The sequence below is a fragment of the Streptococcus sp. CF7_Ac1-12 genome, assembly GCF_024295905.1.
Classification (GTDB): domain Bacteria; phylum Bacillota; class Bacilli; order Lactobacillales; family Streptococcaceae; genus Streptococcus; species Streptococcus mitis_AP.
Map to the genome: position 1 here is coordinate 1 of NZ_JANCPG010000016.1, position 14,274 is coordinate 14,274.

15 protein-coding genes and 1 pseudogene are annotated in these 14,274 nt (G+C 42.5%); 13 read left to right on the top strand and 3 right to left on the bottom strand.

Features of this window, described 5'->3' with window-relative positions; translation table 11 throughout:
• The 6 genes and pseudogenes from NMM17_RS07980 to NMM17_RS08010 all read left to right on the top strand — a co-directional run.
• On the top strand, positions 1-1,653 hold a 1,653-nt coding region (locus NMM17_RS07980), incomplete at its 5' end, for a DUF1542 domain-containing protein (protein WP_254754210.1).
• A gap of 184 nt (positions 1,654-1,837) precedes the next feature.
• Positions 1,838-3,559 (top strand): aminodeoxychorismate synthase component I, encoded by a 1,722-nt coding sequence (gene pabB / locus NMM17_RS07985; RefSeq protein ID WP_254754211.1) that lies wholly within the window; start codon positions 1,838-1,840, stop codon positions 3,557-3,559.
• On the top strand, positions 3,560-4,177 hold the full coding sequence (locus tag NMM17_RS07990; protein ID WP_000766567.1) for an alpha/beta fold hydrolase: 618 nt from the start codon (positions 3,560-3,562) through the stop codon (positions 4,175-4,177).
• 49 nt (positions 4,178-4,226) lie between these two features.
• Positions 4,227-4,913 (top strand): annotated as a pseudogene (locus NMM17_RS09640) (excalibur calcium-binding domain-containing protein); the annotation flags it as partial.
• Between the two features lie 117 nt (positions 4,914-5,030).
• Positions 5,031-5,990, top strand: a complete 960-nt coding sequence (locus NMM17_RS08005; protein WP_000078567.1) for an ROK family glucokinase — start codon at positions 5,031-5,033, stop codon at positions 5,988-5,990.
• A gap of 97 nt (positions 5,991-6,087) precedes the next feature.
• The gene (locus NMM17_RS08010) at positions 6,088-6,927 is read left to right on the top strand and encodes a thymidylate synthase (protein ID WP_000158619.1); all 840 of its coding nucleotides are present in this window, start codon (positions 6,088-6,090) and stop codon (positions 6,925-6,927) included.
• A gap of 49 nt (positions 6,928-6,976) precedes the next feature.
• Here NMM17_RS08010 and NMM17_RS08015 read toward each other — a convergent pair whose 3' ends face one another.
• Complete coding sequence (locus NMM17_RS08015; protein ID WP_001051780.1) at positions 6,977-7,147, bottom strand: DUF3042 family protein; 171 nt, start codon at positions 7,145-7,147, stop codon at positions 6,977-6,979.
• A 120-nt stretch (positions 7,148-7,267) separates the two neighbouring features.
• Between NMM17_RS08015 and miaA the strand changes: the two genes are divergently transcribed.
• Genes miaA through NMM17_RS08040 form a run of 5 tightly spaced genes read left to right on the top strand, consistent with a single transcriptional unit; the run spans position 7,268 to position 11,719 of the window.
• Positions 7,268-8,152 carry a tRNA (adenosine(37)-N6)-dimethylallyltransferase MiaA gene (gene miaA / locus NMM17_RS08020; protein ID WP_000850200.1) on the top strand — a complete coding sequence of 295 codons (885 nt, stop codon included), beginning with the start codon at positions 7,268-7,270 and terminating at the stop codon, positions 8,150-8,152.
• On the top strand, positions 8,145-9,383 hold the full coding sequence (gene hflX, locus NMM17_RS08025) for a GTPase HflX (protein WP_000573185.1): 1,239 nt from the start codon (positions 8,145-8,147) through the stop codon (positions 9,381-9,383). Before miaA ends, hflX begins: the two co-directional genes overlap by 8 nt.
• The gene (locus NMM17_RS08030) at positions 9,376-9,999 is read left to right on the top strand and encodes a hypothetical protein (protein ID WP_000129686.1); all 624 of its coding nucleotides are present in this window, start codon (positions 9,376-9,378) and stop codon (positions 9,997-9,999) included. Before hflX ends, NMM17_RS08030 begins: the two co-directional genes overlap by 8 nt.
• Positions 10,000-10,013: 14 nt before the next feature.
• The gene (gene rnz / locus NMM17_RS08035; protein WP_000354349.1) at positions 10,014-10,943 is read left to right on the top strand and encodes a ribonuclease Z; all 930 of its coding nucleotides are present in this window, start codon (positions 10,014-10,016) and stop codon (positions 10,941-10,943) included.
• A 20-nt stretch (positions 10,944-10,963) separates the two neighbouring features.
• Positions 10,964-11,719 (top strand): SDR family oxidoreductase, encoded by a 756-nt coding sequence (locus NMM17_RS08040; protein ID WP_001142138.1) that lies wholly within the window; start codon positions 10,964-10,966, stop codon positions 11,717-11,719.
• A 53-nt stretch (positions 11,720-11,772) separates the two neighbouring features.
• On the opposite strand, the gene NMM17_RS08045 is transcribed toward NMM17_RS08040, so the two are convergent.
• Positions 11,773-12,681, bottom strand: a complete 909-nt coding sequence (locus NMM17_RS08045; protein WP_025171438.1) for a LysR family transcriptional regulator — start codon at positions 12,679-12,681, stop codon at positions 11,773-11,775.
• Positions 12,682-12,744: 63 nt separating this feature from the next.
• Between NMM17_RS08045 and NMM17_RS08050 the strand changes: the two genes are divergently transcribed.
• Positions 12,745-13,014 (top strand): YqgQ family protein, encoded by a 270-nt coding sequence (locus NMM17_RS08050; RefSeq protein ID WP_000522400.1) that lies wholly within the window; start codon positions 12,745-12,747, stop codon positions 13,012-13,014.
• Positions 13,014-13,397 (top strand): rhodanese-like domain-containing protein, encoded by a 384-nt coding sequence (locus tag NMM17_RS08055; protein ID WP_000259253.1) that lies wholly within the window; start codon positions 13,014-13,016, stop codon positions 13,395-13,397. The genes NMM17_RS08050 and NMM17_RS08055 overlap by 1 nt, the downstream gene beginning before the upstream one ends.
• A 33-nt stretch (positions 13,398-13,430) precedes the next feature.
• On the opposite strand, the gene NMM17_RS08060 is transcribed toward NMM17_RS08055, so the two are convergent.
• Positions 13,431-14,156 carry a 16S rRNA pseudouridine(516) synthase gene (locus tag NMM17_RS08060; protein ID WP_001235028.1) on the bottom strand — a complete coding sequence of 242 codons (726 nt, stop codon included), beginning with the start codon at positions 14,154-14,156 and terminating at the stop codon, positions 13,431-13,433.
• Between the last annotated feature and the right edge of the window lie 118 nt (positions 14,157-14,274).

Genomic DNA, 14,274 nt, shown 5'->3' on the forward strand with positions numbered 1-14,274 from the left:
TTAACAGACGAAGAAAAAACTGCAGCAAAAGCAGATACGAAAGCCAAAGCTGATGCAGCTAAACAAGCGATTGACAATGCAACAACAAACGATGCGGTAGAAAAAGCTAAAACTGCAGGAACAAAAGAAGTAAAATCAATCAATCCAGCAGCAGTAGCGAAGACAGAAGCTAAGCAAGCCATCGACGAAGTTCTTAAAGCTAAGAATGCCGAAATTGATGCTCGCACAGACTTAACAGACGAAGAGAAAACTGAGGCTAAGGTAGAAGCTAAGAAAAAAGCAAATGCAGCGAAAGAAGCCATCGACAACGTAACAACAAATGCGGAAGTAGAACAAGCTAAGGTGACTGGAACAACAGAAGTAAATAATGTAAATCCAGAAGCAGTAGCGAAGCCAAAAGCTAAGAAGTCAATTGATGAAGCTCTGAAAGCTAAGAATGACGAGATAGAATCTCGTACAGACTTAACAGACGAAGAGAAAACTGCAGCTAAGGCTGAAGCGAAAGTAAAAGCCGACTCAGCCAAGGAAGCTATCGATAATGCCACAACCAACTCAGAAGTCGACCAAGCTCAGTCAACTGGAACAATGTCAGTAGACTCAGTCACTCCAACAGCGCAAGCAAAACCTGCAGCGAAGCAAGCAATAGATGATGCCCTAAAAGCTAAGAACGATGAGATTGATGCTCGCACAGACTTAACAGACGAAGAGAAAACCGTGGCTAAGGCTGAAGCGAAAGCCAAAGCTGATGCAGCAAAAGCAGCCATCGATAATGCCACAACCAACTCAGAAGTCGATCAAGCTAAGTCAACTGGAACAACGTCAGTAGACTCAGTCACTCCAACAGCGCAAGCAAAACCTGCAGCGAAGCAAGCAATAGATGATGCCCTAAAAGCTAAGAACGATGAGATTGATGCTCGCACAGACTTAACAGACGAAGAGAAAACCGTGGCTAAGGCTGAAGCAAAATCGAAAGCTGATGCAGCGAAAGCAGCCATCGATAATGCCACAACCAACTCAGAAGTCGACCAAGCTAAGTCAACTGGAACAATGTCAGTAGACTCAGTCACTCCAACAGCGCAAGCAAAACCTGCAGCTAAGCAAGCAATAGCTGATGCCCTAAAAGCTAAGAACGATGAGATTGATGCTCGCACAGACTTAACAGACGAAGAGAAAACCGTGGCTAAGGCTGAAGCGAAAGCCAAAGCTGATGCAGCAAAAGCAGCCATCGATAATGCCACAACCAACTCAGAAGTCGACCAAGCTAAGTCAACTGGTATTGAAGAAGTGAACTCAGTCAATCCGATTGCACAAATTAGACCGGCAGTTGGAGCAAGTGCTGGAGTTCATGTAAACTCAGCTAATCCAACTTCTAAAGAAAAACCACAGGAAAAACAAGCAATAGACCAAGTATTGAAAACTGATGAAGCCAAAGCTAAAGTGAAAGATAGTGTAGCATTTCCTATCTCACAACTTGAAAATGAGAATCAGCAAGTAGCTACTAATCAGCGTGTAGTGGCTAGAGAATTGCCAAATACAGGCACAACAGAATCCATAACGGCAATGGTTGCAGCAGCAGCTAGTGCAATACTTGGTTTTGGTCTTATTGCTCGTCGTCGAAAAGAAGATGAAGAAGATAAATTAGAAAATCAATAACGATTTCTAAAGGTCGCAACTCCTTTTTTGAGACTAAGTGGATAATATTATTCTTAAAACTCTCCTAGAGCAAAATAGCTACTAGGAGAGTTTTTTCTCTAACCAGAAGATACGTGACGGGACTAAAGATAATCTCATCTGCTTTGCGGATGAGGGTTTTCTTATTTTGTGCTATACTTAAGGTATGCATAGAAAAACAGTAATTGATTTTAGAGCTTTGGGGGAGAGATACACCTTTACCCAGCCTATTAAAGAGTTGAAAACGAGAAATGTAGTAGAAGTGGTAGATTTGCTGGCACAAGTGGAAAGCTACCAAGAGCAAGGCTACTATGTGGTGGGCTATGTCAGCTATGAGGCTGCACCTGCTTTTGAGGAGAAATTAGCAGTTCATAAAGCTCCTTTATTGGCAGAGTACCTGCTTTATTTTACAGTTCATGATAGGGTAGAAACATCCCCTATTCCTCTGACTTATGATGAGGTTGATTTACCTTCAAATTGGCAGGAAGTGACGTCCTCAGAGGATTATGAAAAGGCGATTGCTCAGATTCACCATCATTTGCGGCAGGGTGACACCTATCAGGTCAACTACACTGTCCAACTCAAACAGGACTTGAGTGCCAATCCTTTTGCCATCTACAATCGTATGGTGGTAGAGCAGGAGGCGGGCTACAATGCCTATGTTGATCATGATGAAATGGCAGTGATTTCCATGAGCCCAGAGCTCTTTTTTGAGCAAAATGACCGCGAGTTGACAACGCGACCAATGAAGGGAACAACTCAGCGTGGCGTGACCGACAAAGAAGACTTGGAGCAGGCCAGTTGGTTGGAACAGGACCCAAAAAATCGCTCTGAAAACATGATGATTGTGGATCTCTTGCGCAATGATATGAACCGTATTTCTGAAGTGGGGAGTGAGCATGTGGAGCGTCTGTGTCAGGTAGAGCAGTATTCAACTGTTTGGCAGATGACTTCGACCATCAAGAGTCGGTTGCGAGCAGATGTGGACTTGGTTACCATTTTTCGCTCTCTCTTTCCTTGTGGATCCATCACAGGAGCTCCTAAGATAGCGACTATGGAAATTATTAAGGAGTTGGAACCACAACCGCGTGGAGTCTACTGTGGAACGATTGGTCTTTTACTTCCAAATGGGCGACGGATTTTTAATGTGGCCATTCGGACCATTCAACTGCATCAAGGCAAAGCCATCTATGGAGTGGGTGGTGGCATTACTTGGGATAGCACTTGGGAATCTGAATACCGCGAGGTTCATCAAAAGGCAGCTGTTCTCTATCGTAAACAAGCTCGTTTCCAACTGATTACGACTGGAAAAATCAGTCAGAAGAACTTGTTGTTTGAAGAACAACATTTGGAAAGACTGAGAACAGCTAGTCGGTATTTTGCTTTTCCTTTTGATGTAGAAGACTTGAAACAAAAGATAGAGGAAGAGTGTCAGGCTTGTGACATTAATCAAGACTACCGCTTGCGAATTAGCCTTAGCAAATCTGGAGAGATAGCAGTTGATTGTCAAGCATTGGAATCTCTCAGTCCGACCTTCTGCCAAGCAAAACTTTGCCTTCAGGAAGCAAATTTGCAACAAGCCTTTACCTACTTTAAAACCACTCACCGACCGCATTTGAATTTAGGAAAACACGAGAAGATTTACCACAATATAAGAGGAGAATTACTTGAAACCTCTATTGGAAATTTGGTTCTGAAAATCGCTGGGAAACTCTACACACCGTCTATCCGACTTGGAATCTTGCCAGGAATTTACCGTCAGCATTTACTAGAAACAGGACAGATAGAAGAGAAAGTCTTGACCTTGGCAGATTTAACCCAAGCAGAAGCTATTTACGGCTGTAATGCCGTGAGAGGTTTGTATGAGTTAATCTTACAGGAGGAGTAGATGAAACTGATATTTTTACACGGCTTAGGGCAGTCAGCAGAGTCTTGGAAAGAAGTTCGGGATTTACTGACAGATTATCCTTCTGAGGCTATCGAGTTATTTTTTTCTGAAGTTAACAGCTATCAAAAAGTCAAGGAGAGAGTTTATCAGCACCTAGCTCAAGAGACAGAACCTTTTGTTTTGATTGGATTGTCCTTAGGTGCTGCCCTGGCACTAGAACTTTCCAGTTATGATTTACCAAATCTTCGAGCTTTGGTTCTGTCAGGATGCCCGCTAAAATTATCAGGGAATATCCTATTTTATGTTCAGTTGCTGATATTTAAATTACTTCCCAAAAGGGTATTTGAAAAACAGGGAGCAGACAAAGCTCTTATGGTCGGAGTTTCTGAGGAATTGAAGACACTTGATTTAACTGATATATCAAGAACTTGTCCTTATCCAACCTTACTAATTTGTGGCAGCAAAGATAAACCGAATCTTAATTCTATGAGAAGTCTTCATAAACTAATATCAGAATCTCAATTTCAGATTATACCAGATGGTCCTCATGTCTTGAATAAGGCTAAACCAAAAGAGTTTGCTGAACAGATTAAACCTTTCCTTGAATTGCTGAAATAAGTTTGATAAAATAATAGTGAAATCGATAACATCGTTATAGGAGAAAGAAATGAATAAACGTCTATTTTTAAAAATGAGTCTGGCTACCTTGCCAGTTTTAGCCTTGTTTTCACAACCTGTGTTAGCAGAAGAAAACATTCATTTTTCTAGTTGTAAAGAAGCTTGGGCGAATGGATACGTAGATATTCACGAGGGAGAACCTGGTTATTCTGCCAAGTTAGACCGTGATCATGATGGTGTGGCTTGCGAATTGAAAAATGCTCCTAAGGGTGCTTTTAAAGCAAAACAAGCGGCTACAACTCAAACCGATACAACTTCATCCACAGCAAGTGGTTGGGTTAAGCAGGACGGTTCTTGGTACTATTTTGACGGAAATGGAAATCCAGTGAAAAATGCATGGCAGGGAAGCTATTACCTGAAAGCTGATGGTAAAATGGCACAGAGTGAATGGATTTATGACTCTTCTTATCAAGCGTGGTATTATTTGAAATCAGATGGTTCCTATGCAAAGAATGCATGGCAAGGTGCTTATTACCTTAAATCAAACGGTAAAATGGCACAAGGTGAGTGGGTTTATGACTCTTCTTATCAAGCCTGGTATTACTTGAAATCAGATGGTTCATACGCTCGCAATACATGGCAAGGCAATTACTATTTGAAATCAGATGGCAAAATGGCTAAAAATGAGAGAGTTGATGGAGGTCGTTACTATGTAGATGCTTCAGGTCTCTGGAAACCATAAGTCAGGATAAAATTCAGAAATCTAATGCAAACCTTTGCATAAACGATTAGTTTTTGTTATACTATATCTGTAAGCATTTTCAATTAATTCATAATGAAAAAGGAGAATATGATGAGTCAAAAGATTATTGGGATTGACCTTGGTGGAACTTCTATCAAATTTGCAATCTTGACAACAGCAGGAGAAATCCAAGAAAAGTGGTCTATCAAGACCAACATTTTGGATGAGGGAAGTCATATCGTTGATGATATGATTGAGTCTATTCAACATCGTTTGAACTTGCTTGGATTGGCAGCAGCAGACTTCAAAGGTATTGGAATGGGTTCACCAGGTGTGGTTGACCGTGAAAAAGGAACTGTTATTGGTGCCTACAACTTGAACTGGAAAACCCTTCAACCAATCAAAGAAAAGATTGAAAAAGCCTTGGGCATTCCATTTTTCATCGATAATGATGCCAACGTAGCTGCTCTTGGTGAACGTTGGATGGGGGCTGGTGACAACCAACCCGACGTTGTCTTTATGACACTTGGTACAGGTGTTGGTGGCGGTATCGTCGCAGAAGGCAAATTGCTTCACGGTGTTGCTGGTGCAGCAGGTGAGCTTGGCCACATCACTGTTGACTTTGACCAACCAATCGCATGTACTTGTGGTAAAAAAGGCTGCCTTGAGACAGTTGCTTCAGCAACAGGTATTGTCAACTTGACTCGTCGCTATGCCGATGAATACGAAGGCGATGCAGCCTTGAAACGCTTGATTGATAATGGAGAAGAAGTGACTGCTAAGACTGTCTTTGACCTTGCAAAAGAAGGGGACGACCTTGCATTGATCGTTTACCGTAACTTCTCACGTTACTTGGGAATTGCTTGTGCCAACATCGGTTCAATCCTAAACCCATCAACAATCGTAATCGGTGGTGGTGTGTCAGCCGCAGGAGAATTCCTCCTACAAGGTGTTCAAAAAGTCTACGATGAAAATACTTTCCCACAAGTACGCACATCTACTAAATTAGCTCTTGCAACTCTAGGAAATGACGCTGGGGTTATCGGAGCAGCATCACTTGTATTGCAATAAAATAATAAAAGGGGGAAAAATGCTAACCTAGAGTTAGTAATGTTCCTCTTTTCTTTTTTATGCTATACTAGTTAGGAAATAAATGAGGTGAGAGTAAATGACAAAAGCAGATACGATTTTTAAAGAAAATATTGAACGAATCCTCAAAGACGGTGTCTTTTCTGAGCAGGCTCGTCCCAAGTACAAGGATGGGACCGTTGCCAATTCCAAGTATGTAACGGGTGCCTTTGCAGAGTATGACTTGGCAAAAGGAGAATTCCCCATTACAACCTTGCGTCCTATCGCTATCAAATCCGCCATTAAGGAAGTTCTCTGGATTTACCAAGATCAGTCAAATAGCCTAGAGGTGCTAAATAGCAAGTACAATGTTCACTACTGGAATGACTGGGAAGTGGAAAATACAGGAACCATCGGTGAGCGCTATGGTGCTATTGTTAAGAAACACGATATTATCAATAAGCTTCTCAAACAGTTGGAAGCCAACCCTTGGAACCGCCGAAATATCATCTCCCTCTGGGATTACCAAGCTTTCGAAGAAACAGATGGGCTACTCCCATGCGCCTTTCAGACCATGTTTGATGTTCGCCGTGTAGATGGGGAGATCTATCTGGATGCGACTTTGACTCAGCGTTCGAATGACATGCTAGTAGCCCACCACATCAATGCTATGCAGTATGTGGCTCTTCAAATGATGATTGCCAAGCATTTTGGCTGGAAGGTTGGAAAGTTCTTCTACTTTATCAACAACCTCCATATCTATGACAATCAATTTGAACAAGCTCAGGAATTGCTTCGTCGTGAACCGTCAAACTGCCAACCACGTTTGGTTTTAAATGTGCCAGATAAGACCAATTTCTTTGATATCAAAGCAGAGGATTTTGAGTTAGTGGATTATGCCCCTGTCAAACCACAGTTGAAGTTTGACCTGGCTATTTAAAAGAATAGAAAAAGAAGTTGAGAAAATAAATCCCAACTTCTTTTATTTCTTAACGTGATACGCGGCGGCGAGCTGCTTTTTTACGGTTTTCTTCGATGAAAGCTGCTTTTTGCTCTTCTGGTTCAATCACTTTCTTTTTAAATGCGTATACTGCACCTGCAACTGCAGCGACAGTTCCTGCGACACCTGTTACAAGACCTTTAGCGAATCCTTTAGCCATGAGTCTTCCTCCTTTATATTCTCAATCAGCCAGCCTCCTCAAGAGGTCACATTTTTCTGACTGACCTTTTTGTGTTATAATAATAGTAACGAAAAAATGGGAATTTTTCAAGGAAAAAAGATGAAAACAAAAATAATTGTGATTGTTGGACCGACTGCAGTTGGAAAGACGGCTCTAGCCATTGAAGTGGCCAAGCGTTTTAATGGCGAAGTGGTTAGTGGAGATAGCCAGCAAGTCTATCGAGGACTTGATATTGGGACGGCCAAGGCTAGTCCAGAAGAGCAGGCAGCTGTTCCTCATCATTTAATCGATGTTAGAGAGGTAACCGAGTCTTACTCGGCTTTTGATTTTGTTTCAGAAGCTAAGATGGCTATTGAGGATATTCACAGTCGTGGCAAGCTTGCCATTATCGCTGGTGGAACAGGGCTTTACATACAGAGTCTACTAGAAGGATATCATCTCGGTGGAGAGACACCACATGAGGAAATTTTAGCTTACCGAGCTAGTTTAGAACCTTTTTCAGATGAGGAGTTAGCCCATCTGGTAGAGCAAGCAGGTCTTGAAATTCCCCAGTTTAATCGTCGTCGTGCTATGCGTGCCTTGGAAATCGCCCATTTTGGTCAGGATTTGGAAAATCAAGAGACCTTGTATGAACCATTGATTATCTGCTTGGATGATGAACGCAGTCATCTTTATGAGCGTATCAATCGCCGAGTAGATCTAATGTTTGAGGCTGGGCTTTTGGATGAGGCCAAGTGGCTCTTTGACCATTATCCAGATGTGCAGGCTGCTAAAGGAATTGGCTACAAGGAACTCTTTCCTTATTTCCGTGGAGAGCAAACCTTGGAGGAAGCTAGTGAGAGTCTCAAACAGGCGACTCGTCGTTTTGCCAAGCGTCAGTTGACCTGGTTCCGTAATCGCATGCAGGTCACCTTTTATCAGATTGGAGAATCTGGTGTACAAGACCGCATTTTAAGCCAGATAGAGGAGTTTTTAGATGATTGAAACGGAGAAAAAAGAGGAACGCGTCCTGCTCATCGGTGTGGAATTACAGGGTATGGACAATTTTGACCTCTCCATGGAAGAATTGACCAGTCTAGCTAAGACTGCTGGGGCAGTCGTTGTAGATAGCTACAGACAAAAACGTGAAAAATATGATTCCAAGACCTTCGTCGGCTCTGGTAAGTTAGAAGAAATTGCGCTTATGGTGGATGCAGAAGAAATTACCACTGTCATCGTCAACAACCGTTTAACTCCACGGCAAAATGTTAATCTAGAGGAAGTTCTGGGTGTTAAGGTCATTGACCGTATGCAGTTGATTTTGGATATCTTTGCCATGCGAGCTCGAAGCCATGAAGGGAAGCTCCAAGTCCACCTAGCCCAGCTCAAATATCTCTTGCCTCGCTTGGTTGGTCAGGGAATCATGCTCAGCCGTCAGGCAGGGGGAATTGGTTCCCGTGGACCTGGTGAAAGCCAGCTGGAGCTGAACCGTCGTAGCGTTCGCAACCAGATCACGGATATCGAGCGCCAGCTCAAGGTTGTTGAGAAAAATCGGGCGACTGTCAGAGAAAAACGTCTGGAGTCCAGCACTTTTAAGATTGGTTTGATTGGTTATACCAATGCTGGGAAGTCAACTATCATGAACACTTTGACCAGTAAGACCCAGTATGAAGCAGACGAGCTCTTTGCGACTTTGGATGCGACGACTAAGAGTATCCATCTGGGGGGTAATCTCCAAGTAACTTTGACAGATACCGTGGGCTTCATCCAAGATTTACCGACAGAGTTGGTGTCTAGTTTCAAGTCAACCTTGGAAGAAAGCAAGCATGTGGACCTTCTGGTTCATGTCATTGATGCCAGCAATCCTTACCACGAGGAGCATGAAAAAACAGTCCTGTCCATCATGAAAGATTTGGAAATGGAAGATATTCCTCGCCTGACCCTTTATAATAAAGCGGATTTGGTGGAGAATTTTATGCCGACCCAAACACCTTATGCTCTGATTTCTGCTAAGTCTGAGGATAGTCGTGAAAATTTGCAGGCACTATTTTTAGAGAAAATCAAGGATATTTTTGAATTCTTTACCCTGCGCGTGCCTTTTTCAAAATCTTACAAGATTCATGATTTAGAAAGTGTTGCGATTTTGGAAGAACGTGATTATCAGGATGACGGTGAAGTGATTACAGGCTACATTTCTGAGAAAAACAAATGGAGGTTAGAAGAATTTTATGACTGATATCAAAACCTTGGCTCTAAAATATGGGGGCTATACAAGTCTAGATAAGGTCTATCTGGATCAACTTCTAGCTGGTAAAGCAGAGCAAGAGCAGTTGGCACTGATCACTCCTCCGCCTAGCGTGGTCAATGCTTACTTTGCAGAACTATATCAGAAAAAGAGTCCTGAGGCTGCGACGGATTATTTTGCGGAACTCAGTCAGGAGCTGAATCTCTACAACGCTGAGCCAAGTTTCACCTTAGAAAATAAGCCTTTTGTTCGGCTTAATCTGTCTGGTAAATCCTTTGGTTTTTGTTATGAGAGTGAGGGTCTTGGTCGGATTTTCTCTGAAAATAAAGAGGTAATCTCGGATGACTTACTCTTTGAAATTGCGCAAATTTTCCCTCATCAGCTAGTATTTGAGGAGTCTGGCAAGATTTACATGAAGGATGTCGGGGACGAGGAAGTTGTTAGTGTGGAAAATCTCACAGCTTTGACTGATTTGGAAAGCTTGGCTGACGGTCGTAAGCGTCTCAAAGGCTACAGCCAAGAGGATTTACTGCAAGAAGCTAGAGCTTTTTCTGGCAAGCGCTATTTCCGATCGGAAAACCGCACAGCCATGTTATATATTGATTAATTAGAAAGTATCGAATGGATATTCAATTTTTAGGAACGGGGGCAGGTCAGCCCTCTAAAGCCCGCAATGTTTCCAGTCTCGCCCTGAAACTCTTGGACGAGATTAACGAAGTTTGGCTCTTTGACTGTGGAGAAGGTACGCAAAATCGCATTCTTGAAACCACAATTCGACCACGTAAGGTCAGCAGAATCTTTATCACTCACTTGCATGGAGACCATATCTTTGGCTTACCAGGTTTTCTTTCTAGCCGTGCCTTTCAGGCCAATGAAGAGCAGACAGATTTGGAAATTTATGGACCGCAAGGGATTAAGTCCTTTGTCTTAACCAGCCTTCGTGTGTCAGGTTCGCGCCTGCCCTACCGTATTCATTTTCATGAGTTTGATCAAGATTCTTTAGGGAAAATCCTTGAAACCGATAAATTCACAGTGTATGCAGAGGAGCTGGACCACACTATTTTCTGTGTTGGTTATCGTGTCATGCAAAAGGATTTGGAAGGAACGCTTGATGCTGAAAAACTCAAGGCTGCTGGTGTCCCATTTGGCCCACTTTTTGGGAAAATCAAGAACGGCCAGGATGTTGTTTTGGAAGACGGAACTGAAATCAAGGCAGCAGACTATATCTCAGCTCCACGTCCAGGTAAAATTATCACTATTTTAGGAGACACTCGAAAAACGGATGCCAGTGTGCGTCTGGCTGTTAATGCAGATGTCCTGGTCCATGAATCCACTTATGGCAAGGGAGATGAGAAAATTGCTCGTAACCATGGTCACTCAACCAATATGCAGGCAGCACAGGTTGCAGTAGAAGCAGGTGCCAAACGCCTCTTACTCAACCACATCAGTGCTCGTTTCCTCTCAAAAGATATCAGCAAGCTCAAGAAAGATGCGGCTAGTGTCTTTGAAAATGTCCATGTGGTCAAAGACTTGGAAGAAGTGGAAATCTAAAAGATTGAGAAAGGAACAGTATGCCTACTATTCTCATTACTGGAGCTAGCGGTGGTCTAGCCCAAGAAATGGTCAAACTCCTGCCAAATGACCAACTCATCTTGCTTGGTCGAAATAAGGAAAAATTAGCTCAACTCTATGGAAACCATCCCCATGCAGAATTGATGGAAATCGATATTACCGATGACTCAGCCATAGAAACTCTGGTAGCAGACCTTTATCATCGCTACGGCAGGATTGATGTCTTGATAAACAACGCTGGTTACGGGATCTTTGAGGAATTTGACCAGATTTCCGACCAAGATATTCATCAGATGTTCGAGGTCAATACTTTTGCCCTGATGAATCTATCTCGACGCCTTGCAGCTCGTATGAAGGAAAGCCGAAAAGGTCATATCATTAATATCGTCAGCATGGCAGGTTTGATTGCTACTGGCAAGTCCAGTCTCTACTCAGCGACCAAGTTCGCGGCTATTGGTTTTTCAAATGCTCTGCGCCTCGAACTCATGCCTTATGGTGTTTATGTAACGACGGTCAATCCAGGACCAATCCGAACAGGATTTTTCGACCAAGCCGACCCAGATGGTACCTATCTCAAGTCGGTTGAACGCTTCCTGTTGAAACCAGATGCAGTGGCTAAAAAGATTGTCAAGATTATAGGAAAAAACAAACGAGAACTCAATCTACCGATGTTGTTGAACCTAGCTCATAAGTTTTATACCCTTTTTCCCAAGCTAGCTGATAAGTTGGCAGGGGAGACTTTTAATTATAAGTAAAAAGAACCAATATGCAGGTTGTTGCTAGCCTACATATTGGTTCTTATTATTTCTCAATTATCAAACTGGACTTCTTCTAGTAGATAGTCGATAAAGCGTTCGCCCATCTTAGATAGGCTGGTTTTCTCATGCTGAATGTAGACCAGCTCGATAGGGTCATCAATATCTAGTGGGATAGAAACGATATTGTCTCCGTTGAGGTTACTGTTCAAAATCCCTGTCGCAATGGTATAACCATCCAAACCAATCAAGAGATTAAAGAGGGTAGCACGGTCGCTGACTACGATAGATTTTTTGTGGTATTCCTGCGAGAGAATCTCTTCTGAAAAGTAGAAGGAGTTGTGAGTTCCTTGATCATAGCTGAGGTAAGGGAAGTTTTCCAAATCAGATAGTTTGACCTTATCTTTCTTTGCCAGAGGATTGGTCTTGCTGACAAAGATATGCGGTTGGGCGGTAAAGAGATGATGAGCCAGCAGGTGGTTGTCATCCAGCATTTTGGTTAAAACATCACGGTTGTAGCTGTTAAAAAATAGGACACCGACCTCACTACGGAAGTTCTTGACGTCGTCGATAATCTCCCAAGTCCGAGTTTCACGAAGGAAGAGTTCGTATTTCTCCATATCACTTTTCTTGAGCAAAGAGACAAAGGCATTGACTACAAAGGCATAGTGTTGAGAGGAAACGCTAAAAAGTTCGCGGTGGGCGACAGGATTTTTATAGCGTTCTTCCAGAAGCTGGGTTTGCTCGACAACTTGACGGGCATAAGAGAGAAACTCCATCCCATCACGGGTCAAGGTGATTCCCTTGGGATTGCGGATAAAGATCTCAATACCCATTTCATTTTCCAAATCTCTTACTGCATTGGAAAGACTAGGTTGAGTGATAAAGAGTTGCTTGGCTGCCTCATTCATGGAGCCAGTTTCGACGATTTTGATAATATAATGTAATTGTTGAATTCTCATGTTTTTATTGTACCACACTTGCGTCAGAATCGCCAAAGAAGATAGGAAAATCAGGAGTATTGTGTGGGTCTCTTCTTGAAAAAAACACAAAAATTTGCTAGAATGAGTCTTATGAAAACATTCTATGATGTGCAGCAATTCCTCAAACGATTTGGTATTATTGTTTACATGGGAAAACGCTTATATGATATTGAACTGATGAAGTTGGAACTCTCTCGGATTTACGATGCAGGGTTGATGGACAAATTAGACTATCTAGAAGCAGAAGCGGTTCTTCGCAGAGAGCACAAGGTAGAATTGGATTATATTGAGAAAAATGGAGAAATGAACTAATGGTTACTTGGATTTTGTGGGCATTTATACTAGCAATGTTGGCATGGATGGGCTTTAATTATCTTCGTATTCGCCGTGCGGCTAAAATTGTGGACAATGAGGAATTTGAAGCCTTGATTCGTACGGGTCAATTGATTGATTTGCGCGACCCAGCTGAATTTCACAGAAAGCATATCCTTGGTGCACGCAATATCCCTTCAAGTCAGTTGAAGACTAGTCTTGCAGCCCTTCGTAAGGATAAACCTGTCCTTCTTTACGAAAACCAACGTGCGCAGCGTGTCACAAATGCGGCCCTTTACTTGAAAAAACAAGGTTTTTCTGAGATTTATATCCTTTCTTATGGTTTGGATTCTTGGAGAGGGAAAGTCAAAGTTGAGAAATAAGAAAATGAGCTTGGATGTTTCCGAGCTCATTTTTTAACCACTTTTTCTAAGAAATTCACGAATACTTGCTAACTCTTCTGAGTTTAAGGGACGATAGTCTCCTTCTTGAAGATTATCATCCAAGTTACAAGGTCCAAAATGGGTGCGCTTGAGGGAGGTCACCTTAACACCAACCGAGAGGAACATTTTCTTAACCTGGTGAAATTTCCCTTCTGAAATAGTGATAGAGGCTTGACTGAGGGAAGGACTTGCAGATAGAATCTCTAGTCTTGCAGCTTTACAGACAGTGCCATCTAAAAAGACAATTCCTTTTTGAAATGCTTGGATATGGTCAGGTGTCAGAAGTCCATTAACCTCAACTCGATAAGTCTTATCGACATGATACTGGGGATGGAGGAGCTGAAAGCCCAAGGGACCGTTGTCAGTCAAGAGAAGGAGTCCTGTCGTATCTCGGTCCAGTCGGCCGACGGCATAGAGCTTGTCAGACTGGATGTCAGGCGGAAGGAGGTCCATGACGGTTGAAAGTTTCTTGTCTTTGTTGGCTGTAACGACACCAGCAGGCTTATGAAGCATAAGGTAGGTGTGTTCATAGCCTTGAATGATACGGTCCTGAAAAAGGAGTTTTTGTAGTCCTGTATCGATATTTTGGGCTAGGGAGCGGGCTGGGCAACCATCGACGAGAATGTCCCCTTTGAGTAAGGCTTGTTTCATGGCCTTTCGGCTAACTTTTTCTTGGGCTAATAAATTATCTAAACGCATACCTGCCTATCTTATCATAAGTCGTTTGCTTTGAAAAGGCTTGACATGAAAAGAAAAGCGGAGTGAAAACATTTACACTTGCTTGAATTATGTTATTTACTTGAAATTATGGTATAAT